This window comes from Methanolobus sp. WCC4 (assembly GCF_038022665.1).
In the GTDB taxonomy this organism is placed as follows: domain Archaea; phylum Halobacteriota; class Methanosarcinia; order Methanosarcinales; family Methanosarcinaceae; genus Methanolobus.
On record NZ_CP150629.1, the window covers coordinates 1,944,724 to 1,967,557 of the forward strand.

The 22,834-nt window shown below is 41.3% G+C and carries 22 protein-coding genes; 12 read left to right on the forward strand and 10 right to left on the reverse strand.

The window, feature by feature from the left end:
* Positions 1 to 6: 6 nt before the first annotated feature.
* Positions 7 to 777, forward strand: coding sequence for a CPBP family glutamic-type intramembrane protease (locus tag V7O63_RS09305; protein WP_340818186.1), 771 nt, complete (start codon positions 7 to 9; stop codon positions 775 to 777).
* Positions 778 to 1,370: 593 nt separating this feature from the next.
* Here the strand turns inward: V7O63_RS09305 and V7O63_RS09310 are convergent.
* The 3 genes from V7O63_RS09310 to V7O63_RS09320 all read right to left on the reverse strand — a co-directional run bounded on the left by V7O63_RS09310 (position 1,371) and on the right by V7O63_RS09320 (position 3,212).
* The gene (locus tag V7O63_RS09310; RefSeq protein ID WP_340818187.1) at positions 1,371 to 1,796 is read right to left on the reverse strand and encodes a peptidylprolyl isomerase; all 426 of its coding nucleotides are present in this window, start codon (positions 1,794 to 1,796) and stop codon (positions 1,371 to 1,373) included.
* Positions 1,797 to 1,864: 68 nt separating this feature from the next.
* Complete coding sequence (locus tag V7O63_RS09315; protein WP_340818188.1) at positions 1,865 to 2,422, reverse strand: class I SAM-dependent methyltransferase; 558 nt, start codon at positions 2,420 to 2,422, stop codon at positions 1,865 to 1,867.
* Complete coding sequence (locus V7O63_RS09320) at positions 2,412 to 3,212, reverse strand: HD domain-containing protein (RefSeq protein ID WP_340818189.1); 801 nt, start codon at positions 3,210 to 3,212, stop codon at positions 2,412 to 2,414. The genes V7O63_RS09315 and V7O63_RS09320 overlap by 11 nt, the downstream gene beginning before the upstream one ends.
* Positions 3,213 to 3,312: 100 nt before the next feature.
* Between V7O63_RS09320 and V7O63_RS09325 the strand changes: the two genes are divergently transcribed.
* Entirely contained in the window at positions 3,313 to 3,987 is a 675-nt protein-coding gene (locus V7O63_RS09325; RefSeq protein WP_340818190.1) for a DNA alkylation repair protein, read from the forward strand.
* 64 nt (positions 3,988 to 4,051) lie between these two features.
* Here the strand turns inward: V7O63_RS09325 and V7O63_RS09330 are convergent, their stop codons facing one another.
* Both V7O63_RS09330 and V7O63_RS09335 read right to left on the reverse strand, forming a co-directional pair.
* On the reverse strand, positions 4,052 to 5,194 hold the full coding sequence (locus V7O63_RS09330; protein ID WP_340818192.1) for a hypothetical protein: 1,143 nt from the start codon (positions 5,192 to 5,194) through the stop codon (positions 4,052 to 4,054).
* A gap of 369 nt (positions 5,195 to 5,563) precedes the next feature.
* The gene (locus V7O63_RS09335; RefSeq protein ID WP_340818194.1) at positions 5,564 to 7,924 is read right to left on the reverse strand and encodes a NosD domain-containing protein; all 2,361 of its coding nucleotides are present in this window, start codon (positions 7,922 to 7,924) and stop codon (positions 5,564 to 5,566) included.
* Between the two features lie 251 nt (positions 7,925 to 8,175).
* Between V7O63_RS09335 and V7O63_RS09340 the strand changes: the two genes are divergently transcribed.
* Positions 8,176 to 8,643, forward strand: coding sequence for a metal-binding protein (locus V7O63_RS09340; protein ID WP_340818197.1), 468 nt, complete (start codon positions 8,176 to 8,178; stop codon positions 8,641 to 8,643).
* A gap of 46 nt (positions 8,644 to 8,689) precedes the next feature.
* Here the strand turns inward: V7O63_RS09340 and V7O63_RS09345 are convergent, their stop codons facing one another.
* The 4 genes from V7O63_RS09345 to V7O63_RS09360 form a co-directional block, all read right to left on the reverse strand.
* Positions 8,690 to 9,340, reverse strand: coding sequence for a CDGSH iron-sulfur domain-containing protein (locus tag V7O63_RS09345; RefSeq protein ID WP_340818198.1), 651 nt, complete (start codon positions 9,338 to 9,340; stop codon positions 8,690 to 8,692).
* A 197-nt stretch (positions 9,341 to 9,537) separates the two neighbouring features.
* Complete coding sequence (locus V7O63_RS09350; RefSeq protein ID WP_340818200.1) at positions 9,538 to 9,915, reverse strand: DUF6713 family protein; 378 nt, start codon at positions 9,913 to 9,915, stop codon at positions 9,538 to 9,540.
* Positions 9,916 to 9,920: 5 nt separating this feature from the next.
* Positions 9,921 to 12,077: a PEP/pyruvate-binding domain-containing protein gene (locus V7O63_RS09355; RefSeq protein ID WP_340818202.1), complete on the reverse strand. Its 2,157-nt coding sequence runs from the start codon at positions 12,075 to 12,077 to the stop codon at positions 9,921 to 9,923.
* Positions 12,074 to 12,514, reverse strand: a complete 441-nt coding sequence (locus tag V7O63_RS09360; protein WP_340818204.1) for a pyridoxamine 5'-phosphate oxidase family protein — start codon at positions 12,512 to 12,514, stop codon at positions 12,074 to 12,076. The genes V7O63_RS09355 and V7O63_RS09360 overlap by 4 nt, the downstream gene beginning before the upstream one ends.
* Before the next feature lie 125 nt (positions 12,515 to 12,639).
* On the opposite strand from V7O63_RS09360, the gene V7O63_RS09365 reads away from it, so the two are divergent.
* From V7O63_RS09365 to V7O63_RS09390, 6 genes are all read left to right on the forward strand, one after another.
* Positions 12,640 to 13,380 carry a hypothetical protein gene (locus V7O63_RS09365; RefSeq protein ID WP_340818206.1) on the forward strand — a complete coding sequence of 247 codons (741 nt, stop codon included), beginning with the start codon at positions 12,640 to 12,642 and terminating at the stop codon, positions 13,378 to 13,380.
* Positions 13,380 to 13,742 carry a hypothetical protein gene (locus V7O63_RS09370; RefSeq protein WP_340818208.1) on the forward strand — a complete coding sequence of 121 codons (363 nt, stop codon included), beginning with the start codon at positions 13,380 to 13,382 and terminating at the stop codon, positions 13,740 to 13,742. Before V7O63_RS09365 ends, V7O63_RS09370 begins: the two co-directional genes overlap by 1 nt.
* A 57-nt stretch (positions 13,743 to 13,799) precedes the next feature.
* The gene (locus V7O63_RS09375; RefSeq protein ID WP_340818209.1) at positions 13,800 to 14,318 is read left to right on the forward strand and encodes a pentapeptide repeat-containing protein; all 519 of its coding nucleotides are present in this window, start codon (positions 13,800 to 13,802) and stop codon (positions 14,316 to 14,318) included.
* A 105-nt stretch (positions 14,319 to 14,423) separates the two neighbouring features.
* Positions 14,424 to 15,143 (forward strand): hypothetical protein, encoded by a 720-nt coding sequence (locus V7O63_RS09380; protein ID WP_340818210.1) that lies wholly within the window; start codon positions 14,424 to 14,426, stop codon positions 15,141 to 15,143.
* A 316-nt stretch (positions 15,144 to 15,459) separates the two neighbouring features.
* Positions 15,460 to 16,548, forward strand: coding sequence for an asparaginase domain-containing protein (locus tag V7O63_RS09385; protein ID WP_340818212.1), 1,089 nt, complete (start codon positions 15,460 to 15,462; stop codon positions 16,546 to 16,548).
* Entirely contained in the window at positions 16,538 to 17,266 is a 729-nt protein-coding gene (locus tag V7O63_RS09390; RefSeq protein WP_340818214.1) for a hypothetical protein, read from the forward strand. The genes V7O63_RS09385 and V7O63_RS09390 overlap by 11 nt, the downstream gene beginning before the upstream one ends.
* A gap of 34 nt (positions 17,267 to 17,300) precedes the next feature.
* Here V7O63_RS09390 and V7O63_RS09395 read toward each other — a convergent pair whose 3' ends face one another.
* Positions 17,301 to 17,957 carry a YggS family pyridoxal phosphate-dependent enzyme gene (locus V7O63_RS09395; protein WP_340818216.1) on the reverse strand — a complete coding sequence of 219 codons (657 nt, stop codon included), beginning with the start codon at positions 17,955 to 17,957 and terminating at the stop codon, positions 17,301 to 17,303.
* Positions 17,958 to 18,128: 171 nt separating this feature from the next.
* On the opposite strand from V7O63_RS09395, the gene mtaA reads away from it, so the two are divergent.
* The 3 genes from mtaA (at position 18,129) to V7O63_RS09410 (ending at position 22,779) form a co-directional block, all read left to right on the forward strand.
* Positions 18,129 to 19,181 carry a methylcobamide:CoM methyltransferase MtaA gene (gene mtaA, locus V7O63_RS09400; RefSeq protein ID WP_340818217.1) on the forward strand — a complete coding sequence of 351 codons (1,053 nt, stop codon included), beginning with the start codon at positions 18,129 to 18,131 and terminating at the stop codon, positions 19,179 to 19,181.
* Positions 19,182 to 19,251: 70 nt separating this feature from the next.
* Positions 19,252 to 22,005 carry a UPF0182 family protein gene (locus V7O63_RS09405; protein WP_340818218.1) on the forward strand — a complete coding sequence of 918 codons (2,754 nt, stop codon included), beginning with the start codon at positions 19,252 to 19,254 and terminating at the stop codon, positions 22,003 to 22,005.
* A 396-nt stretch (positions 22,006 to 22,401) separates the two neighbouring features.
* The gene (locus V7O63_RS09410) at positions 22,402 to 22,779 is read left to right on the forward strand and encodes a MarR family transcriptional regulator (RefSeq protein WP_340818219.1); all 378 of its coding nucleotides are present in this window, start codon (positions 22,402 to 22,404) and stop codon (positions 22,777 to 22,779) included.
* Positions 22,780 to 22,834 lie beyond the last annotated feature (55 nt).

Consider the following 22,834-nt stretch of genomic DNA (forward strand, 5'->3'; position numbering starts at 1 on the left):
TTGAATATGAGAATAAGGGAACTTGTGGACTGGAACATCTACTGGTTCCTCTTCGTGCTTGGAGAGCTTTCCTTCCTTGCATCTTTCCCCTATTCTATAACAATGTCAAAGGAATTCCTGTATGATCTGGGAGTTTCTTTGCCCAGTTTATTGGCAACACAATTCATTCGGTCTACGGTCATTTTGATGATCGCCATATTCACAGGTCTTTATCTTGGAAAAAAAGTGGGTCTGGAAACACCGATTCTCAGTTCATTATCTGAAAAAAAAGAATTCCCTTCTGAAACGACTTCTATTGTGAAGCTGTCCATTCTCATGGGTCTGTTCCTGTCCATTGTATTGTTCGTTCTTGACTATTTTGTATTTTCAATGTTCACTGAACCTCTCATAACCTTTCTGACAACACCACCATTATGGCAACGTTTACTGTATTCCATATACGCAGGTATTGTAGAAGAGATAGTGCTGAGATTCTTGCTGGTTACACTACTCGTGTGGATCTCGTGGAAGATAAGGAAGACAGCAGATGGTCAGCCAACCAAAACCGGTGTGTTGATCTCAATAGTGCTGATAAGTCTCATATATGCTATTGGATATCTGGTATCGTACTCACCATTGTTGATGGATCAGATACTTGCTTTACGTTTTGTAGTCCTGAACGGTATAGCAGGCATGGTTATGGGGTGGTTATACTGGAAAAAAGGACTTGAGGCATCACTCTTAGCAAACCTGACTGCAAGTTTTATGTTGTTCGTCGTTTTTGGCTCATTCTTTTGATAGAGGATAAGCCTGTTAATCAAAATGTTAAGTGCGATATAGCAATTAAAAGTAGATGTCACTGATATTTCGATATTAGTGAAAAGTAGAGGGGAAATAAGTAATGACAATAACCCCGTTCCTTCAAGGAACTATTTCCCCTGTCGCTCATACTCCATCTTATATTCAGATAATTGTGATACAACTAAAGCCTGAACGTAACAAACCCTGTGTGTGTGGTGTGGGAGTAATGTGAGAGTGGGTCTGTTAACGTTCCAGTTTGTTTGTTTTTAGCTTCAGTTGTTTTCAATCAAGTCAAAGATCGTACCACCGATCGGTCATACAGCCGGTCTGCACTTCAGATCATGTGGCTGCAATCACTAGTATATTTTTCAGCTATATAAATATATGTATTGTTTAGTATATAATGAGTATGATGATGATGATATAGGTGATTTAGACTGTTCTATAAAAACAAGTACAAGAGCTATAAAATAGATGTTTTGTGGAAAAAAAGAAAAACTGTATTTCCTGAAAATTGTTGGCAGGGTCAGAGATTGTCTCATCCCCTGACATCTGCCTGTGATAAAAATATAAAATAAAAACAATCTGATCTAAGCTTCTACAACTTTGATCTTAAATGTCAGCGTCTTGCCGGCAAGAGGATGGTTCAGGTCGAACGTGACCTCATCATCAGTAAGAGCAATCACTTTTGCAGGCATAGGTTCCCCATGTGGCGTCTGCACGAAGAATGTCTTACCAATCTCCATCACCATATCGTTGCTTTGAACAAGGTCTCTGGATACAGTGTCAACCAGTGAGGACTTATGTTCACCATATGCTTCTTCAGGAGGAATTGTGATCTCTGTCTCATCACCGACTTCCAGCCCCATTACTGCATCGTCAAATCCCTTTATTACCTGACCGGAGCCTACTGTGAATTCCAGAGGCTGTCTTCCCTCGGATGAATCGAAAACAGAGCCGTCTTCAAGCATTCCTGTATAGTCTACCTTTACTGTATCGCCGTCTTTTATTGTCAATCTATCAACTCTGTGTTTTTGAAGTAGCCGACCTTACTTAGGTATTTTGGTATATCAAAATGAGGCGATCAGCTCTTTTTCATCAGGACAGCCCTGCTGAAGAATATCTCTGGCCTTTCGAGAGCAACAAATCCCAGAGCTTCAGCTTTTGAGATAGTGTTCTTAAAAGCCCTTCCTGAAACATGCAGGTATGGTTCGCATATCAATAAAAGTCCATCTGGTTTCAGGATCTCCTTTATTTCAGCAAGGGTCTTTTTCTGATCTGGAACCTCATGCAGCATGTAAAAAGTGTTAACAAGGTCCACCTTCTCAGAGATGCCGATCCTGTCAGCTTCACATTTATGCAGGATGATGCGTTTTTCGAGTTTAGTTCCCTGAACTTTATTCCTGACCTTCTGAAGCATTCCTTCCTGCAAATCAACAGCAATTACTTTCCCTGAAGCGCCTACGAGTTTTGCCAGCACCACTGAGAAGAATCCCGGGCCGCAACCAAGGTCGAGTACCGTCATACCTTCTTTCACAAATGGTCCCATTATGGTTTCGGGATTCTGAAGCTTCCTTCGGAATCTGTTGTCAAGGATGCCTGCGATCTCAGCAGGACATACATGTACATTCTTAAGGTCCACTGGTCTTGTTCTCCAGAATATTGTCTATGTAATTCTCAAGATGAGAATGAAGCTCATCTATCTCTTTACTTTGAGGCAAAACAGCAATTATCTTCTCTATGTATCCTCTCTCGCGGAGAAGCTGCATGGCTTTAACGGTATTCATATCGAATACCCATGCCAGACGGGTCAGGTTCAGGTCATTGTAATTCCTGACATCCTGCATGCTTGCTATCTTATTGTTCATCAGGTCATCAATAATGACCTTTGAGTATCCGTGCGTATCTGGCATCTCCTGATCGAGTGCGGAATTCGGGGATTCTGCCCTGATCGCAAAGTGGTCAGTGAAGACCTTATAGATATCAAGTTTATCCGCATCCCTTATGATACGTGAATGCAGATGGGTCTTCTTATCTGGTATATCAGGAAGAATATGCATATTGTGGCAGCCGATCGCTGTAAGGATAAGCTTCTGTTCACTGGCTGGCAAATTGGAAAGTACTTTCTCTTCCTTCAGAACCCTTACTCCAAGATTTGCATGGTTCTCTGAGTCGGAATCCCTGAATGTCCTGTATTTCCTGATCTGCTCGAAGCGACCAATATCATGAAAAAGAGCGATCGTCCTTGCCAGAAATAAGTCCTCATCATCAAGTTTCCCAGCTTCAGCGATCAGAACAGCATTCTCAACGACCCTGAGGCTATGTTCCTCTTTCAGGATTATGTTCTGCTGGATGAAGTCATCATCTGTATAGAATGACCTGACATATTCCTGAAACCACTCACTGAGATTCCCAAACTCATTTCCTTTCATTTACTTCCTGAAGGTTTCGTTAAGTATTAGGTCTTTTGTGTGTCCGGGAAAATGCTCTAATAAAATATTCCATATAGTTTCTTTAAAAAGGCAGTATAATATGAATAAAGAAATCGAAGAAATGAAAAACAGGTTGATAGAAGCCTATCATTCTTCCAGGAATGAAGAGCAGGCATTCCAGATGTCTGCCTATATGAAGAACCAGTTCCCGTTCTTAGGTACAAAGAAGCCTCAAAGGACAGTTTTACAAAAGCAGTTCATAAAGCAGTCCAGAAAGAATAAAATAGCCGACTGGGAGTTCATATTTCAACTATGGGAACTGCCGGAGAGGGAATTCCAATATCTTGCTCAGGACATCCTTATCGCTCTGGCCGGTGAACTCCGAGAGACCGATATTGATAATGTTGAGCATCTGATCATCACAAGGTCATGGTGGGATACTGTGGATGCCCTTGCATCAAACGTTGTCGGGAAGATGTGTCTCAATCATTCCACATTGAAAGAGAGTACTATACCTGTATGGAGCAAAAGCAACAACATGTGGCTTTCAAGGGCTGCCATATTATTCCAGTTGAAATATAAGGAAGAAACGGATACAGATCTGCTCAGGAAGGTCATTTTAGATAATACAGGCTCTGATGAGTTCTTCATCAACAAGGCGATCGGCTGGGCATTGAGGCAGTATTCAAAGACCGATGATCAGTGGGTAAAGGACTTCATAGAGCATCATGAGCTGCATCCTCTGAGCATCAGGGAAGGTAGCAAGTATCTGTGAAAAGAATATTTTGAATGCTCAAATTATGTAAAAGCATCCTTCAAAAGGATGCTTGATCTTCCTGTTATTGTTTCCTCAGGAAAAGAATTGTAAAAATACCCAATGCACTTGCTGTGATCAGAGGTGTGGCTGTTGGAACAGCTTCTGGTTGTGCCAGTGCTCCCATATCGCTTACCAGGTACTCCCAGAAAGCATTTCCTTCTTCAGTTGTGTCATTGTAGCTGATAGATGCACCTTCCTGCTGGAAGGACATGAAGTCTACAAAACCCCCGTTCTCAATAGGTGTTATGTAGTTGAAGACAGCCACATTGTCGGCATTGATATTGACCTTAAGGTCGGATGTTGATAATGTAGTGCTTAGCGGCCGTATCCTATTATATTGTTCTTCAGCTATCCAGTCTTTTTCAATAACATCGACCTCATCCCCGAAATACTCAGAGATGACCTTTCCACTGCATTTTTCCATCAATATCAGGTGCTTGTATGAGTATTCATCATAGCCATCACCAACTATGTCCCTGACACCGTAGAAAACCGTCTGATAGTTATCCGTGCTTACCTCGGACCAGCTCCAGCCATGCATCTCCATTGGCCATGTTATCTCTGTGTTCGTCATTGATATCATGTGGTCCATATAGCTTTCACCCTGCACTACTGTATACTTTTTACCATCAAGGACTATTGACCCACTAAGATCTCCACAGGCATGTTCGTACGTTATGAATCTCAATGGTTCTTCAGCCTGGTCCACGGTTTTGTCCGCATTGGTCTGGAATAACAGGTCCATTTCCATATCCTCACATGTGTAATTCAATTCATATCCCTGAGATTGCGAACCATTGTAGCTCTTCATGCCATCAGGGAACGTATAGTCCACATAAGGTGTGTGTATCCCTACATAATTAGAAAGAAGAGCACGTGGAATATAAGTATCGGTCTTGTTGAAAAGTGCTGTACCATTATCGTAATAGAGACCGTAGAAAGTAAGCATATAGGAGAGTTGTGTTCCATCAGAGGTCACCATTATGGGTGATTCCTGATGTGCCAGCACAACAAAGAAACCGAGATCCCTTTCTTCTCCATCATCTGCTACAAGCGTTGTATTCCCATTTAGATACCACCATTCTGCCATCATATTTGTAGTAAAGTCAGTGTCAAGGTATCCTCCTTCGGTGTAGTCTTCTTCAGTTCCCTGTATCAAGAACATCTCATCGGCTTCAGTGACCGCCGACGCTGTACCAATAAGAACTATAAAAATTAAAAATAAAATCCCAAAACAAGATTTCAGATATTGTCTTATTTTCATTTGTATTTCCCCCACAGTTAATTAAAAATAAGTGATAGTTATATATGTAAAAGTTATATTTGTCTCTAAAAAATTATAAATGTATGGAAGCTATTATTCTAAACTGTAGTCCTGAACATCATTGTTGAAAAAATTTCCATTTTGTTTTCCAGGCCAACAATTTACAATATTTTAGAGAAGAGGCTTAAAAATAGCTTCGCTGAATGGCTGGTACAAGAATAAAAAAGAAAGAGAGAACGAACATCGAATTGATGCTCGGTCAAAAAACGATCATTTCCTTTTACGTATGATCATCAGGGATACAAAAATACCCAGTACACCTGCTGTTATCAAAGGATCAGCAGTTGGTACAGCAGTTGGTTCCCAATCACCGTCATCTGCTTCCGCACCGTAATACACACCGGTGTCTTCATCGCTTGCAACCAGGCCTTCAAAATCACCCGTTACATTAACGGTGTTGTGATACAGACCGTATTCTGTTGCTACACCTTCCCATTCACAGGTCATGGATTCACCGGGTGCAAGGCTAGTAACTGGACAGGGTATAAGACCTTCCATGTCATCGCTCAGTACTATGTTGGAAAGTGTCACATTGCCGGTGTTTGTGATCACATATTGCCAGGTGACTTCATCTCCAATATAGACCCCTGGAGTGAAATCCTTATCCATATCAAATCCATTGGTGTACTTTTCAACATCTATTGACGGATCAGCACCAAAGTAGTTGGCAGGGTCTTCATCACTCAGTAATAATTCGAACTCAATGCCTTCATAAGTTGCTGAAACAGTGCCCAGATTTGCATGAGGACCGTACTCAACCGTTCCCTCTACAGTACACATTGAACTCTGGCCGGGCATTAGCTTTTCAATAGAACAGATGGTCCCAAGTTCATCGTCTGTGACAGTGATGCCTGTCAGGATGACATTGCCAGTGTTATTGACCACGTATTCCCATGTTACAGTACTATTCTCCCTAAGGGCCACTCCAATAGGGTTGTCCGCATCCACTCCATTTACATATTTTTCAAGATCGATGACCGGACCGAGATTCAATGGAAGGAGATCGGTATTGTTTGCATCGAGGTCGAACTGTGTATCACAGAATCCATCATTGTCCATGTCCACACAAGTCTGACTGAATCCTGTTCCATTCGGTTCTGCCCAGTAGTTTCCACCAAGGAATGGTCCGCTTATGATGTTCGGACCGCTGGTCTTGCTGATGTTCCATGAGTTATCGTTGCTGGCTCCTTCTATCTGAGTATTGTTCGTGTTATTGAAATAGTTGTTATAAATGGTGTTATCATCACTATTGAACAAACGAATACCAAATGCACTGTTATTGCAAATGATATTACTATCCAGGGTGGTGTTACTGGAATCAACCAAACGTACACCCCTGTCCATGTTAGAATGAACATTGTTACTGTTCAGCACATTGCCGGATGAATACTCAATATAGATACCATCTTTCTGATTCATTTTTGCAATGTTCTGGAAAAGATAGTTGTCATTCGATCCCAGCAGATAGATACCCACCATTACATTGGAATCTGCGGTGTTGTTGTTTATTGTATTGTTGTGTGAACCCACAATGAAAATACCGTTGTCATCATTCTTCAGTGCAGTATTATTCTCAAGTGTATTGTTATAGTTCTCATTATCAAGAACTATACCATTGCCTTTGTTTGATGATGCGATATTGGAATCGAACATGTTGTATTCGCTTCTCTTCACGATTATACCATGTTCATTATTTGAACTCGCATTGTTGCGATATACTGTATTATTTTTGGCAAGACGAAGAGAGATACCTTCAAGATTATTTGTTGCAACGTTCTCTGTAAGGGTACTGTTGTAACCGCCCTCAATCAGAATACCAGCATTTGTATTGTAGAGAACGATATTTTTACTCAGAATATTCTCAAACCCATGTATGTATAATCCATCATAATTCTCTGATGCATTATTACCTGTCAGGGTATTATTATCAGAACTCGATACCCATATCCCGAAATGACTTTCCAGAACAGTGTTATTGATCAGGGTATTGTTGTTACATGAAGATGCAAGATATATGCCGTTACCGCATTCGATGATCACGTTATTTACAATCATATTATCGCTGGCATAATATAGCAGGATTCCGTCGAAACCGCTTGAATAAATGTAATTGTTCGTTATATTGCTGTTACCTGTAGCATTGAAACGGACACCGCTTGGGTTATCCATAAGATGGTTGTTGACTATTCTGACGTTCTCAACATCTGAAACATATACTCCGCAAGCAGGACCTACATCCACTCCTGTGATATTGAACCCCTCTATCAGTACATCATCAACAGTCACATTGAACGCATTATCAAAACCATCGGCAGCATCTACAATGGTATCACCAGGATCACCAGACTGAGATTGTATTGATACCGATCTGTTAACTATAACATTCTCAGTGTACGTTCCCGGATACACAAGTATGGTATCCGTATCATTTGCAGCATTTATCGCTTCCTGTATTGTGGTATAGTCCTTTCCCGGATCATCGTCAACCGTTATCGTTGCAGCTGCTGAAATATTCACAACTAATAAAAATAAGAATAATGCCATTACAGATCTTCCACGAGTTCCTATCATGATATCAACCCCAATGCACAGCTCCAACAAAGCTGAAACACTCCAATTCAGACTAGATCCTGTGAACGCTTATATATTTGGAACCAATCTTCAGGAAAAAGGGTACTTAATAACTGTTCTTAACAACAGTTCTTAACAAATGTTCTGATAAACAGTATGGAATAAATGATGCAACCTGATCACGTAATCATTTTTATAATAACACTTTAATAGTCAGTAAGCTAAAAACAGTTTGTGAGGGAAGATGAACTATGCCTGATGGAAAAACCCATGACACAATAAATGCTGCAGTGCTGATAGCAGTGATATTTGGTCTTTATTACCTTATCTGGAAAGAAATTGCTGTAATATCCGTTTATCTCAACACTTACACGATACTGTCATTCTCACTGGCATACATGTTCGCGACATTCTTCCTGAGTCCTGACCTGGATGTGAACAGCAAACCCTACAAAAGATGGGGAGTGCTCAGGTTCCTGTGGTGGCCGTATAAGGAAATATTCAAACACAGGGGATTCTCCCATAACCCGGTTATCGGACCTCTGACGATAGTACTGAACCTTGCTGTTATAGTTGCTGCAATACTGCTACTCGGTGGCTTCGATCTTAGGTCCATACCTTCCAGTTTCATAATAGCGACCACAGCAGGAATGGTCCTCTCGATGGAAGTCCACATAATATCCGATAATGTGATCTCCAGAATGAAAAGGATCTTCTGATATTCCTTTCTTTACAGGAAAAACAGGCAGGAACTAACTGAATATCTCAGTTTATCCTGTCCCTGAACTCTGTATCCAGATGAGTGCCATCGCAGAACGGCTTGTTCTTTGAAGCCCCACACCTGCAGAGAGCATAGTGGTCCTTAGTCTCAGGTTTTGAACCATCCGGGTCATCCAGTTCTATTCCACCGACAACGTGATAGGGGCCGTTCTTTACAAGGAATATCTCAGGTTCATGAGGATAATCCTTATGCAGTTCTCCATTTATCGTATAGCTCAATGAGCCTGAGGGACAGGATCTGATGACCTTTGCTATCTCTTCAGGTTTTGCAGCTTCCGTATCCACCCAGGGTTTCTGTCCCTTTCTGAAAACCTCTGGTAATTTCAGGATACAGTTGCCTATATGGGAACATACTCCCTTGTTGTGGTGGACGGTTATGTTCTCACCAACATAGGAATCGGTCCTGTCGGGAACCCGGTCTTCTTCTTTCTCACCTGAAAGTTCGTTCTTTGTATGGGCTCCGTCACAGAATGGTTTGTCCTTTGAAGCTCCGCATCTGCATAATGCCATAACAGGAACCGTTTCGATGAATGTGCCCTTTGAGTTCCTGAGTGTTTTGAGGTCCCTGACGATGAAAGGTCCGTCCCTTGATACTTTTATTGCAGGCTTTTTCTCTTTTTCAACTTCTTTTTTCAATGTATATTTCTCCTGGAATATTCTTCAGGAACTATCTGACCTAAATCAAGGAAAGGGTACATTCTCAGTTCCTGTCATCTCTGAATTTGATATGCCAGTGGTTTCTGTCACAGAATGGTTTGGTCGAAGAGCCACCACATCTGCAATACACCCCATTTGTTTTTGTTTTGTTCACATCTGTTATGTAGTTTTGTGATTCATGGGACCAGAAGAAGGTCAAGTGTAAGGATTAACTGTACCAGCGATACTATGAGGGTTGCCGAAAGGATGAACAGGGACATGGGAATCCTGAACTCTTCCCGACCCATTTTGATAAAATACATGTGTGCTGTGAATGCAAATAATCCTGAAAGGCTCAGGACCAATGAGAAAATAAGACCTGTATAGGACTGCTGGTATACCAGGACCAGCCCATAAAGAACGAAGAAAAGGACAGGTATGTGTATCAGAAGGAAACCCGTGATACCTCCGGGTAGCCTGAACAAATCCCACTCCTTCCAGTAAGCTGAATCGATCTCATGGTCGATCAGCAGAACAGAGTTTATCAGATATATCCAGAACAGGGTATTCGACATGGATCTCACTTCCGTTTTATTGTGATGATCCCGAGATAACCATCCACCGTGATCTCATCACCGTTCCTGACAACCCGGGTTGCATCGGGTATGCCGGTCACACATGGGATCCCGTATTCTCTTGCAATTATAGCACCATGTATCAGCATTCCACCCCTGCGCTCGACTATCCCGCTCACAAGGGGAACAACGAATGTCATGTTAGGGTCTATAGCATCGCATACCAGTATCTCACCGAACTTGATATTGAAAAGGTCATCGTTATTGGTTATAACATGTGCAATACCGGTGACCAGTCCTTTTCCTGCAGGCTGCCCCTGTATCTGTCTTTTGAACAAACCTTCATCGGGGGAACCCACCTTTTCATCGGTATTGTCCCTGACAACTGGAATATACGACTTATCATTGAGTGCTTTCCGGAGTTCCTGTAGTTCAATGTATTCTACCGAACCGGGATCATCCAGTCTCCCGATAAGCCTCTCCTTTCCCTCATTGACAGCGATAAGATATTGGTTCTCGATCCTGCCAAGATGGATGTTATCGTCATCACGCAGACGATAGCTTATACGTCCCATATCCAGAAGCTCTTCGGCAAATACTCTGTCCTTTTCAGGGAAAGAGGACAGGAACATCTCTTCCTGATCGCTATGGTCCTTATCTGCCACAGCTTCTTTTTCAGGCTTTATTGCCATTTCCAGAATGAGCTTGATCAAATCCTCTCTGCTGTTGATAAAGCCGGAATGGGCAAAGTCATCAAGAAAGCCATTGATCTCTTCTTCTAAGATATCATCAATAGAATTGTTCTTTGCCCTTTCAAAAAGAGACTTATCTTTCCTGAGCATGTCCGCAATTCTTTCAAGTCTTTCATTCCTCTTGAGACTAAGCAGCCCCGAACCTGAAAGAAGACCCATGAACTCATATGGGTCGGATGGTCGTACAATGTCATTGTAGACCTGGCCAAAGAGCCGCATTCCGTGGGCAAAAGGAATGAACTCGTCCGTATATCTCTTATCCCAGTTATCGTATAGATCCTTTCGTCGTACTATTTCCCTGGCAAGTTCCTCATCGCTTAGTGATCTGAATTCTACGGAAGCCAGTTTTCTGGCATCCTCTATCATCTCAGGGATGAGTTCATTCTCTATCTTCAGGCGGAGATCTTGCAGGTTGTTCACCGTCCTTCTGAGAGAAAGGTACCAGAGTTTTTCTTTATCATCAAGGGTTGTTATTGGTCTGGACTGGAGAATGTAGACCTCTTTCTCCTTTTTCGTCCATTCGATATCCTGTGGTTGTCCTGATGAACTCTCAAGTTCAATTGCTATATCGTGTAATCTGAGAACATCATTCTCATCCAGAGGAACTAACATGGAAACATCATCTGATGTCATGTCGATCGATGTCCCGGTTTCCCTGAGATGCACGATCCTCTCACGGGAAGAAGGGCTTGAATACTGAACTATGGCTGCTGTTCTCCTGTCGACCACCCATCTGTCAGGTTCGATATCACCGTCCACAAGTCCTTTGTTCAGGCCATGTACAGCTTCTATGACCATCTCTTCCCTGTTCTCCGGACTGCTACTGAAGATTATCCCGGAAACATCGCTCTCTATGAGTTCCTGAACAAGGACGGCCATTTTACTGTGTTTGATATCAAGACCAAGTTCCTTCCTGTAGAGAAAGGCTGCATCGGACCAGAGGGAAGCCCACACGAGCCTGATATGTTCCAGTATAGCCTCTTCACCTCTTATATTCACATAGGATTCATGCAGCCCTGCAAAGGATGTCTGGGATGAATCTTCTCCGGGCGCTGATGACCTCACGACTACGGGTTTATTGGAAAAGTGTTCAGTGAGGTATTCCATGATAGAGCTGGCAAGTGAACCGGTGACCGGCGTATTGAGGAACATGTTCCTTATCCGCAGGGATGTATCCCACATCTCTTCCCAGCGCATATCACCGATATCCTTTCTGGAAAGTTCCAGTATGATCCTTCCTTTAAGGGAGCTTGAGCTAATATATCGTTCATATGCTTTTGTAGTTATGCAGATAAAAAAAGGAACTTTAAAACCGCTATTGAATATGGAATGAAGTGAGAATGCCTTTGAACCGATAAGATCCCTGTGTTCTTCCTGTATGTTCCCCATAGGAATTACGAGTTCTTTCATCTCATATCTATCTCCACAACATTCTGGAACCTGCTGGCAACTATGTACCTTTGGACCTCCATTCTCATCAGAGCTGAGGATGGAGAGTCAAGGAAATCAGCAAGATACGGATGTTTTTCAAGATAGGGGGCTTTGAACTCCTGTGTTTTTTCAACCTCTGTAACGGTTCCTGTGGCATTGACCGCCATCGCATCCCTGAAGTCTATCTCCCTGTTCGATCTGTTGTCGATCATCATGGATGCTTTCTTAGAATCCTGAAGATAAGCGTACTTTCTCGTGGCAAGCGGTGTAACAAAAAAGATGTATCTCAGGTCTTCACTGCTTGCAAATCCCACAAGGTTGGTATATGGTTCATCATCATGGAAAGTAGCAAGAACTGCTAATTTCTGTTCTTTCAATAATTTCCTCAGGACCTTCATGGTCTTATCATCAGGCATTAAAGGTAACACCACCCCAAACTTCCACAATTTTAGATTGGTCCCTGTGTATTTATGCTTTGTTGGAGGAATAAGCACAAGATATTTCAATAAATATGATATATTTTCTAATTGTTGATGTTGAAATGAGAATATCAAATATAGCCATTGTGATAATCATCCTATGCATATTGTTTTTATCTACACAGCCGGTAAATGCCGATGTCCTATTTCCCGGAACAAAAGTTATAGAAAGGTGCGTAAAGATAGACAATATCGGTGACTTCCCAGATGTGGTATTTGTCGGATACATCAGAGGACCTGTGATCCAATGTAAGAATTCCTATGTCATCGATACGGATGAATGTCTTACCCAGTTCTACAAAGCCAATGACCTAACGGTCTATGCTGTTGAAAGGGAGTATTTTGAGAGAACGGGACTTGAAAATATCAGTTTTGATGACGAACATAATCATCCGGGCTATACTTTTGACCTTAATGTTGAATGGGATACTCTTGTGGTAGCTAACCCGCTAACCAAAGAAAAGAGATACTACTCAATAGCCGGATCCAATGATACAGACCTGATATTGTATGAATCAAAAAGATTGTCCACATATGTTGGCGGTGTGGAAAGAGTGCAGACCTTTGACAGACCGGATATCGACGGTCTAAGTTTAACCCTGGGATCCTCTATGTCAGATATGGAAGATAGTCTCAATGATGAACAGGAATTTGAAGCATCAGCAATCGAACAAGCAGATGAAGGACAACAAGGAGCATCTCCTGAACAGGAGAACAGCAAATGGTCTGTGCTGGATAATATGAGGAACTTTTTCAAAGGCATATTTGGTTCATCCACATGGATAATTATTGAGGGTAACTGATGACCTATGAGTATCTGTTCCTGCTTTCCCTTATATTGACCATCGCAATTGAGACCTCTCTGTTATTCATAGTTGTCAGGCATTTCTTCAAAGTAAACAAAGAAAACATCAGTGATCCTATACTGTTATTTGCAGGATTCTTTGCTTCTTTTGCGACCCTGCCATATCTGTGGTTCGTATTACCATTTTTCATAAGGGAACACCACGTTTATGTCGCATCCGGTGAGACATTTGTTTTCCTGGTCGAATCCCTCATCTATTATTTTGTATTGGATCTCCCTGCAAGAAAAGTACTGATTCTCTCATTTGTCTGTAATCTGATATCATTTCTGGCAGGATTGTTGTTGTTCCCAATTATTTGATCAGCATATCGAAACAAAAGAAGAAATTATATCTGGCAGGAACAACCTTTGATCATCATGGAATTTCAGAATGAGGAATTCGAAGATGAATCCTTTGAGGATCTTGATCTTACCGGTGTCTCCTTTAAGAACTCAAAATTCATAGATTGTACATTTCAGGACTGCAATCTTACGAATATAGATCTGAACAATACAAGGTTGCAGGATGTCAGGTTTATTGATTGCAAAGTGATGGGTCTGGATCTTTCAAAGTGCAATGACTTCGTTCTTAGTTTTGCCTTTGAAGGCTGTTCTATATCCTATTCGAACTTCTCTGACATGGACCTGAAGGATGCCGAATTCATCGGTTGTGAGATACATGGTTGTGACTTTGTCAATACCAGCCTCAAAAATGCAAGCTTTGAAGGCTCTGACCTGAAGGATAGCCTGTTCGGGAACACTGACCTTAGTTTCGCCTCATTCAGGAATGCAAGGAACTACAATATCGACCCGAACAACAATAAGCTGAAAAAGGCAAAGTTCTCTATGCCTGAAGTGGTCTCTCTTCTGAGCATTTATGATATTGAGATAGAATAACATACGACATGTTCCATAATTTCCAGCCATACCATATGTCTAACAGGCCCAGGAGCCCTTTTCCCGGTGAAGGTATATATAATTTAAATGCCAAGAGGAGGCCTGATGGCCGAAGACAATAACGATCTTAGAACAGTAATATACTCCTTACAGAACGAAACGATCGAAATATTGTACAATGCTCAGAGAGAAACAAAGAGCACCGTCAGAGAGATCAATTCCCATCTAGGGAATGTAATCCCTTCCACCAGTCGCCAGTCTCTGTTCCTGTTTCCGTTCACGGATTCTGTGAACCTGAACCAGCCAATAAATGCCATCAAGGAGATCTTCCTGAACCAGATAATCCAGATCGAAAGTAACAATTGTCTGAAGATCACTGTAGACTATGACAGCGTTCTTGAATTCATAGATGACCTGGAGAACTATGATGCTTTCAGGATAGCTGAACATGTCAGGAACGAATATCTACAGAACGATGAGCATATATTAAAACGGATAAAAAGCGATTGCAGACGTTTGATCCCTCTTGTTCATGTCCATTCCTCAAAAGAACTGGAGAACAGGAACAGGACCGTTATTAAATTAAAAACGTTAAAGGATTCTGAACAATCAATCAGTTGCCTTGAAAGTCTCGGAAAACTCGTTGACATAACCCTGAACAGCACCCCTCCATCCAAAGCAAAAGGAATCAAAGTATATCCCGGTGAATCCCATGTCGATGAAAGGATGAGATTATACTATTTCAAAAATGGAAATATCCGTCTTGTATTCGATGATCCTGAACACACTGAGAAAATAACCAATGCACTTGAGATACCATATTGAATCGGTTATTTTGCAGATTTCCTACCCAAATAGAATTATTTAGTGTGCATACCGTCCAAACTCAAGTATCAATATTCTAATAAATCATGCGCTTCTTTCATTAAATGTGCTAGATGTCAATGGGCAAAAATGATATTAAAGAAGACTTTTTGTAGAAACTATCAAATAGCAGACTAACGAATTTAGTTTATTACTCAATCTAGGACAACATAAGGTTCAATCATTTAGGGAAAATTATGCTATACAATTCTTGTACGTTTGTAGTGGAATCATCTTACATCAAAGATACATTTAAATATAGTAATACATTATAAAAATGGTAATGACTAAATTAAGGATAATATACACTGGTGGAACTATTGGTGGTAAATTTAGTGATTCCGGTGATATAGGTCATGATCTTACAAGAAAAACATTTATAAGTACTTTGTCTAATAAGTATTCTTCTCTTGAAGACTATTTGAAAAAAAAAGATGTAAGTTTATCTTTTGACACACCAATTAGAGAATTTAGTGAAAATCTAATTCCTTCTGATTGGTCGAAGTTAGCAAAATCAGTTGATAATGCTATTAATGAAGGAATTGATTCTATAATAATTGCGCATGGAACTGATACTATGTGCTATAGTTCAGCTGCTTTATCTTTTATGCTTCAAGGTATTAAAATTCCAGTAGTATTTACTGGATCAAATATTCCTTTAGAAGGAGAAGGGACTGATGCTGTTACTAATATGCATGATGCATTTAGAGTAGCATTGGATAAAAGGTTTAAAGGAGTTTTTTTAGTATTTTCAGGGATACCTGACAAACCTAGTGACATTCACCTTGGTTGTAGGGTCAGAAAGAAAAAATTTTATGATAACTGCTTTGATTCCATTAACACAAATAAAATTGGAATACTTAAAAAGAATATATTTTCATCAAATTATAATATAAATATTGTTAATGATAAGTTGTTCAATAGTGTTATTGAAGCAAATGATAATAAGGATTATAATTTGATTAATGCATTGGATGAAAAAATTTCTTTTTTCAAAGTTTATCCCGGTTTTAATCCAGATTTGATAAGTTATGTTGTCGAGAAAAAAACAAAAGCTATTATTTTAGAGCTTTATAATGCGGGCACAGGATGCACACGAAATAATCATTCTTTAATTCAATCTATTAAAAAGGCAAATGATATTCCAGTATTTATTACTTCTCAGCATGAAGGTAATGTATTAATGGACACTTATAAGACCTCTTTAGAATTAAAAGAAGCTGGAGCTATTCCTTTAAGGGATATGATTACAGAGGCTGCAATTCCAAAATTGATGTGGATATTAAAACAAAAAACTAATAAAGATGAAATTATAGACTTGATGCTTACTAATGTTTCTGGAGAAATAGATTGTTATGAGCATTAAGACATGTTTGCGTGATATTTTTTTTAAAATAGATTCATCTGAAAGAACAAATACTGTAATTATGATTTTGCAAATAATTGCAACACTTTCTGCATTCTCATATTCCTACTTTAAAGATACACAAATAGAATGGATTGGAATTTTTCCTTTTATTTTTGCATTTTGTCAATTTACAGTTCTAGCATATTTAATTATTGTTGGTATTGTTTCGGGAAAGTACCGCCCAATAAAACTGAGATTAAACAGAACTACTGGAATGCTTTATGACAATACAACAAATTTTAGAAATATTGCGTTAAGAGACGAAACATTAAATCTTATTTTAGATAAGTTTTCAAAGGAGGACGCTTACGACTTGGGAAAAGAAGTAGGTAAGAACTTTTGTATAAACTTTGTGAAAGAACTACACCGCAAGGGAACTGAATTGAGTATAGACGATAAACTAAAAAAATGGATTGAATATGATTCAAGCTCTGGTATAGGTAAATTTCAAATTATAGAACACTCTAATTCTCCAATACACATAAAGATTAAGATTTCTTCTCCATTTATTGGTGATTGCCCTATTAGTAAAGAACCAAATAGTCGATGCAAATTTTTACTTGGATATGTTGAGGGTTTAATTTCCCAGTTATATTCTACTGAACTCACGCTAGGTTCAGGATGTTCGTACAACTCAAGTCCTTCACATTGTACTTTAACTTTGAGCCCTAAATGAGCAAAGAACATGTTCCAATAACATATATAAGTTTTTAAACCCTGTCACCGAATAGTGCAGAACCTATACGGACCATGGTGGCCCCTTCCTCTATAGCAACCTTATAGTCACCGGACATGCCCATGGACAAATTCTGAATGTCGATATTATCATATTTTCCCTCAGTTTCAGTCTTCAGTTCATCAAAGAGGGCTTTCATCTTTTTGAAATAAGGACGTGCCTGCTCTGGTGGAACATAAGGGGGAATGCACATGAAACCTGTGACCCGGATATTCTTGAGTTCAGCAATGTCCTGCAATGCCTGTTCTATTTCCTTTATTTTGAAGCCGTGTTTCTGTGGCTCATCGCCTATGTTGACCTGAAGGTAGATCTCCTGGACCTTGTCTGCTTCCCTGGCTCTCTTGTCGATCTCCTGTGCGATCTTGAGCGAGTCTACCGACTGGATCACATCGAAGAACTGAACGGCTTTTTTGACCTTGTTTGTCTGCAAATGTCCTATCAGGTGCCTTGAAGATGGGAGGAGGTCATCGGATTTTCCTTCATACTCCTGAACCCTGTTCTCACCAATTATCGTAGCTCCGGCTTTGATAGCCTCGTTTATCCTTTCAGGGTCCACGGTCTTTGTGACACAGACCAGTTCAGTATTTCCAAGTTCTTGCAAGACCGCGGTAATATTTTCTTTTACTGACATACTTTTCCCGGAATAAGATCATGTTTCAATTATCATATAGGTATTCTTAGATAGAATATGTTACTACTTAGCTTTTAACCCATTTACCATCTTCGTTATTTTCAGACTTTTTCCATCCCTTAAGCTCTGGTCAGAACTATCTATTTTTTATGTTAGTCCTTCATCAATAAGATGGGGAATTCTATCACTCAGGAAAAAGATGTTCTCAGAAAAAGATTCAATGATATCCTTAAAGGGAAAGGTACTGACATTCCTCCTGTAGGTACTGTCACAACCTCACCTGTACTGGAACTAATGGATATCATCGGTGCAGAACGACCGGAAGCAGACAGAGTGCCTGAGAAAATGGCACAACTTACATCCTCATTACATAGTGTTTCCAAATTCGAGATAATACGTTTTCCTTTTGATGTAACCGTTCTCGCTGAAGCACTTGGCTGTGGAATAGACCCCGGTACCAAAGCAAGGACTCCTGCCGTGGTGTCTCATCCTTTCAAAGACAGGTTCAAAGAACAAGCTGACATGCTCGATGTACATGAAGAACTTCTGGATAAAGGAAGGATCCCGGTAGTCCTGAGAACGTGCGAGATCTTAAGAGAAAATAAAGAACTGAATGCACCCATCGTAGCAGGTATTGAGGGACCTGCTGACCTTGCAGCTTCTATTTGCGGGATCAAACCGTTCCTTAAATGGACAATTAAAAAACCAGAACTTGTGACAGCCATTGTAAACAGATGTGTTGATGCCTGCATATTGTATGCTAATGCATGTCTGGACCATGGCGCTGACGCGGTGGTGATCGCGGATGCGACTTCTTCTCCGGATATGATGGGACCGGATGCTTTCAGGAAATTGATGAAAAATGAATATTCAAGGCTCGCTGATAGTATACAGGGAAATTGTATCAGCCATATATGTGGGCGGACGGACAACATCATCCCTGACCTTCTGGACTGTGGTTTCAATGCATTGAGTATCGAGGAAAATGTGGGTGATCTGAGACACATTATTGCTCAGGCTCACGAGGAGAATATAGCTGTAATAGGTAATATCTCCACATCAGATACCCTGATAAATAAAAGTGCTGCCGAAGTAAAAAGTGAAGCCCGAAAGTGTCTTGAAAGCGGTATAGACATACTTGCTCCCGGGTGTGGGATCGCACCGGAAACACCTTTGAGGAATCTTCTGGCAATGGCAGAGGCACGGGATGAATATATCTCTTAATTCCTGGTGCATTACGGATTAAGCGTGTAATAGATATAACATAGGTTTCACACTGAATAAGGGGTGTTCTATGAAAGTTATAAAAATTCTTCTTTTCCTGATAATTGCATTATTTTTTGGAATCGGACCTTTCGTAGGTATCTATACTGATTATCTGTGGTTCGACATGATAGGCTATACTTCCGTGTTCACAACGATATTACAATGGAAGATCATCACAATAATACCCGGATTCCTGCTTTCTTTTATCTTTCTCTATGTCAATGCGAGATATGCAGGGGATTCCATAAGGAAGATACTGGAAGAAAAGGAGATCAGACGTAGCAGGACTGAGTCGGAAGAGTCGGCCGTTGTCCTGATAGCCATTGCTGCATTCTCATTGCTCTTTGGTCTTGGATTCAGCGCAAGCTGGAGAACGATCCTGTTATATCTGAACAGCTCCACATTTGGAATAGAGGATCCGATACTCATGAACGACATCGGGTTCTACGTGTTCCAGTTACCGCTCATACAGATGATCCGCGGAGCATTGCTGACACTTACTATCATCTCCATCATACTGGCCGTTGTCCTGTACTTCGTCAAGCTTCAACCTGTGTTCAGGTCAGAGGCTATCGAGATCGATGATACGGAAGAATCCTACTTCCTTTATCAGACAGGTGGTCTTAAGGATATAATGCCTTCAAGGGTGCTTGTACATCTATCAGCTCTCTTCGCTTTCTTTTTTGTATTGATAGCATTCGGCTTCTTCCTTAACAGGTACGACATACTGTTCTCACAACAGGGTGTTGTCGCTGGTGCCGGCTATACGGATGTACATGTCAGGCTTCCGATCTTCAACATACTGACAGCATTATCCTTGCTTACAGCTATTGCTTTGGGCGCGAACATTAAACTGAAGAACGTGAATATCCCGTTTGCAGCTATTGCTATGCTTATTTTGTTCATAGTGCTCAGCTCTTTTATACCCAATATCTATCAGCAGTTCAAGGTAGAACCAACAGAGATCCAGTTGGAAGAGCAGTATCTGGATTACAATATCAATTATACGAGAATGGCATTTGGCCTGTCGGACATCGAGGAAAGACCTTTTGAGGCCAATGCCGACCTGACAGCTGAAGAGCTGGCGAACAATACCCATATTACGGAGAATATACGGATATGGGACCGGCGGGCCCTGGAGCAGACCTATAAACAGCTCCAGCAGATCAGGACCTACTATACTTTCAATGATGTTGACACCGACCGTTACATGATGGACGAGGGCTACCAGCAGTACATGATATCCGCAAGGGAACTCGACACCATGCAACTGGCACCTGAGGCCAGGACATGGGTGAATGAACGTCTGGTCTATACACATGGGTTCGGTATCGTTATGAATTCCGTGAGTACCAAGACAGAGGATGGACGACCTGAGTTCGTGCTACAGGACATCCCTCCTAGCGGAGAGTTCAGCGTTGACAATCCACGTATATACTACGGCGAGATAACCACCGGCTATAAGATAGCAGATACAGGACAGGCAGAACTGGATTATCCTCGTGAAGGGCAGAACGTTTTCACACAATATGAGGGTGAGAGCGGGATACTTCTGGATTCATTTGCAAAGAGAGTTATATTCGCTTTTGTTTTCGGTGAATCCAATTTCATCCTGAGCGAGTACATAGATGATGATTCCAGACTGATGTATCACAGGGAGATCGTCGACAGGGCAGAGACCATAGCCCCGTTCCTTGAGTATGACAGCGACCCGTATCCGGTGATATATGAAGGAAAGATATACTGGATCATCGATGCATACACCACAGCAGACAGATATCCTTATTCTGAGAACTACTACGGTGAAAAGTTCTATGGTATCAACTATATCCGCAATTCCGTTAAGGTGGTCGTGGATGCCTATGAAGGGACGGTGGACTTCTATGTTATGGAAGATGAGCCAGTGGTGAATAGCTATTCAAAGATATTCCCTGACCTTTTCAAGCCTTTCAGCGAGATGCCGGAAGGTCTTCAGAACCATATCCGTTATCCAAAGGACTTCTTCAAGGTACAGATGGACCTGTATGAGAATTACCATATGACAGACGCTGATACCTTCTACAATAAGGAGGATGCATGGGAGATCCCTAAGGAAGTCTACAGGGGAACCAGCATCGAAATGGAACCCTACTATATGATCACGAAACTCCCGAATGACGGCGGACTGGAATATGTCCTGTTGCAACCGTTCACACCAAGGAACAGGGAGAATATGATCGCCTGGATAGCCGCCAGATGCGACGAGCCGAACTACGGTGAGCTCAAGCACTATGAATTGCCAAAGGGTGAACTCATCTACGGACCGACCCAGATCGAATCCAGGATAGACCAGGATCCTGACATATCGGAACAACTGACCCTGTGGGGCCAGACAGGTTCCAGGGTAATCAGAGGAAACCTGCTGGTCGTACCTATCGGAAATTCGATTTTGTACACAGAACCGATATTCATCAGTGCCGAGGAGTCGGAGATACCTGAACTCAGGAGGGTCGTGGTATCCTCCGGACAGAAAGTAGTAATGGGAGAGGACCTGCACGAGTCACTTCAGATGCTTGTTGAAGGCAGGATTCGTGTTGAAGAGGAAGATAGCGGACAGGATACAGAGGTTCCTGCAACCGCAAGGGAACTTGCACAGCAGGCTCTGGAACACTATGACAGGGCTCAGGAGTACCTGGCAGAAGGCGACTGGGCAGGATACGGCGAGGAGATCGGCAGGATGGAAAATGTACTTGAACAACTGGCTCAGGTGCTTGAAGAAGCAGATATAAGTGTATCCGGCTGAGAGCAGGACATCTTATCTTTTAGAGAGCAGGGGTATATCGATGGTATGTGACTATTTGTCTGGTCATTTACCATCTTTTTTTTGTTTTTATAGTGATTTGGACTCTATGGAAATCCTAATTATCAACGATTTTTGAATCATAGCCGCAAATAAACACAGATGACGTAGATATTGATTATTTGCATCTGCGTAACCTGCTGAACGAAAGTTCAGCAGGCATCCAGCTCCGAAGGAGGTGGATGTATCCGTGTTTATCTATGGTTCATATTATCCAGGGAGTCCTACAAGGCCGTAATTTACCCAAACCGACAGGTTTTTATTTAGGTAAAGCCTAACTAACTATCTGGCCAGAACATGACGGAGAACAAAGAGCATTTATTAGTGGTTTTTGAAAATTTGCTGAGTATCAGAAACCAGTGCTCTTCTGAGATCCTCTGTGAATGCGGATCACCGGACCTGACCATGAAGCAGGTCAGATATCTGCAGGTCATTGACGAGCATGGGGAGATAACATTCAGCAAGCTTGCTGAGGTAACAAGGAACTCCAAACCAACTATCTCGGAAATGATCAGCAAGTTCATCCGTATGGAATATGTTTACAAGAAAAGATCTCCTGACGATGGCAGAGCATACTATATCTGCCTGACCGAGAAAGGACAGAACATCTGTCGCAGTGAACAGATCGCTTTATTGAAGCTTACTGAGAGAATGTCTCATTCACTGAACGAAGCAGAGATGTCCACTCTTATCAGGATACTGGGAAAGGTGAGATGATTTTTTTATATCTCTATAGTTAGGTAAAACCTAACTAACGAATTAACAGACCAAC

What these genes read in the sequence shown, in the direction of transcription:
- V7O63_RS09305 (WP_340818186.1), top strand. Translation starts at nt 7, where the DNA reads ATGAGAATAAGGGAACTTGTGGACTGGAACATCTACTGGTTCCTCTTC.
- V7O63_RS09320 (WP_340818189.1), bottom strand. Translation starts at nt 3,212, where the DNA reads ATGAAAGGAAATGAGTTTGGGAATCTCAGTGAGTGGTTTCAGGAATAT.
- V7O63_RS09325 (WP_340818190.1), top strand. Translation starts at nt 3,313, where the DNA reads ATGAATAAAGAAATCGAAGAAATGAAAAACAGGTTGATAGAAGCCTAT.
- V7O63_RS09330 (WP_340818192.1), bottom strand. Translation starts at nt 5,194, where the DNA reads ATGTTCTTGATACAGGGAACTGAAGAAGACTACACCGAAGGAGGATAC.
- V7O63_RS09335 (WP_340818194.1), bottom strand. Translation starts at nt 7,924, where the DNA reads ATGATAGGAACTCGTGGAAGATCTGTAATGGCATTATTCTTATTTTTA.
- V7O63_RS09340 (WP_340818197.1), top strand. Translation starts at nt 8,176, where the DNA reads ATGCCTGATGGAAAAACCCATGACACAATAAATGCTGCAGTGCTGATA.
- V7O63_RS09350 (WP_340818200.1), bottom strand. Translation starts at nt 9,915, where the DNA reads ATGTCGAATACCCTGTTCTGGATATATCTGATAAACTCTGTTCTGCTG.
- V7O63_RS09355 (WP_340818202.1), bottom strand. Translation starts at nt 12,077, where the DNA reads ATGAAAGAACTCGTAATTCCTATGGGGAACATACAGGAAGAACACAGG.
- V7O63_RS09360 (WP_340818204.1), bottom strand. Translation starts at nt 12,514, where the DNA reads ATGCCTGATGATAAGACCATGAAGGTCCTGAGGAAATTATTGAAAGAA.
- V7O63_RS09365 (WP_340818206.1), top strand. Translation starts at nt 12,640, where the DNA reads ATGAGAATATCAAATATAGCCATTGTGATAATCATCCTATGCATATTG.
- V7O63_RS09370 (WP_340818208.1), top strand. Translation starts at nt 13,380, where the DNA reads ATGACCTATGAGTATCTGTTCCTGCTTTCCCTTATATTGACCATCGCA.
- V7O63_RS09375 (WP_340818209.1), top strand. Translation starts at nt 13,800, where the DNA reads ATGGAATTTCAGAATGAGGAATTCGAAGATGAATCCTTTGAGGATCTT.
- V7O63_RS09380 (WP_340818210.1), top strand. Translation starts at nt 14,424, where the DNA reads ATGGCCGAAGACAATAACGATCTTAGAACAGTAATATACTCCTTACAG.
- V7O63_RS09385 (WP_340818212.1), top strand. Translation starts at nt 15,460, where the DNA reads ATGGTAATGACTAAATTAAGGATAATATACACTGGTGGAACTATTGGT.
- V7O63_RS09390 (WP_340818214.1), top strand. Translation starts at nt 16,538, where the DNA reads ATGAGCATTAAGACATGTTTGCGTGATATTTTTTTTAAAATAGATTCA.
- V7O63_RS09395 (WP_340818216.1), bottom strand. Translation starts at nt 17,957, where the DNA reads ATGTCAGTAAAAGAAAATATTACCGCGGTCTTGCAAGAACTTGGAAAT.
- mtaA (WP_340818217.1), top strand. Translation starts at nt 18,129, where the DNA reads ATGGGGAATTCTATCACTCAGGAAAAAGATGTTCTCAGAAAAAGATTC.
- V7O63_RS09405 (WP_340818218.1), top strand. Translation starts at nt 19,252, where the DNA reads ATGAAAGTTATAAAAATTCTTCTTTTCCTGATAATTGCATTATTTTTT.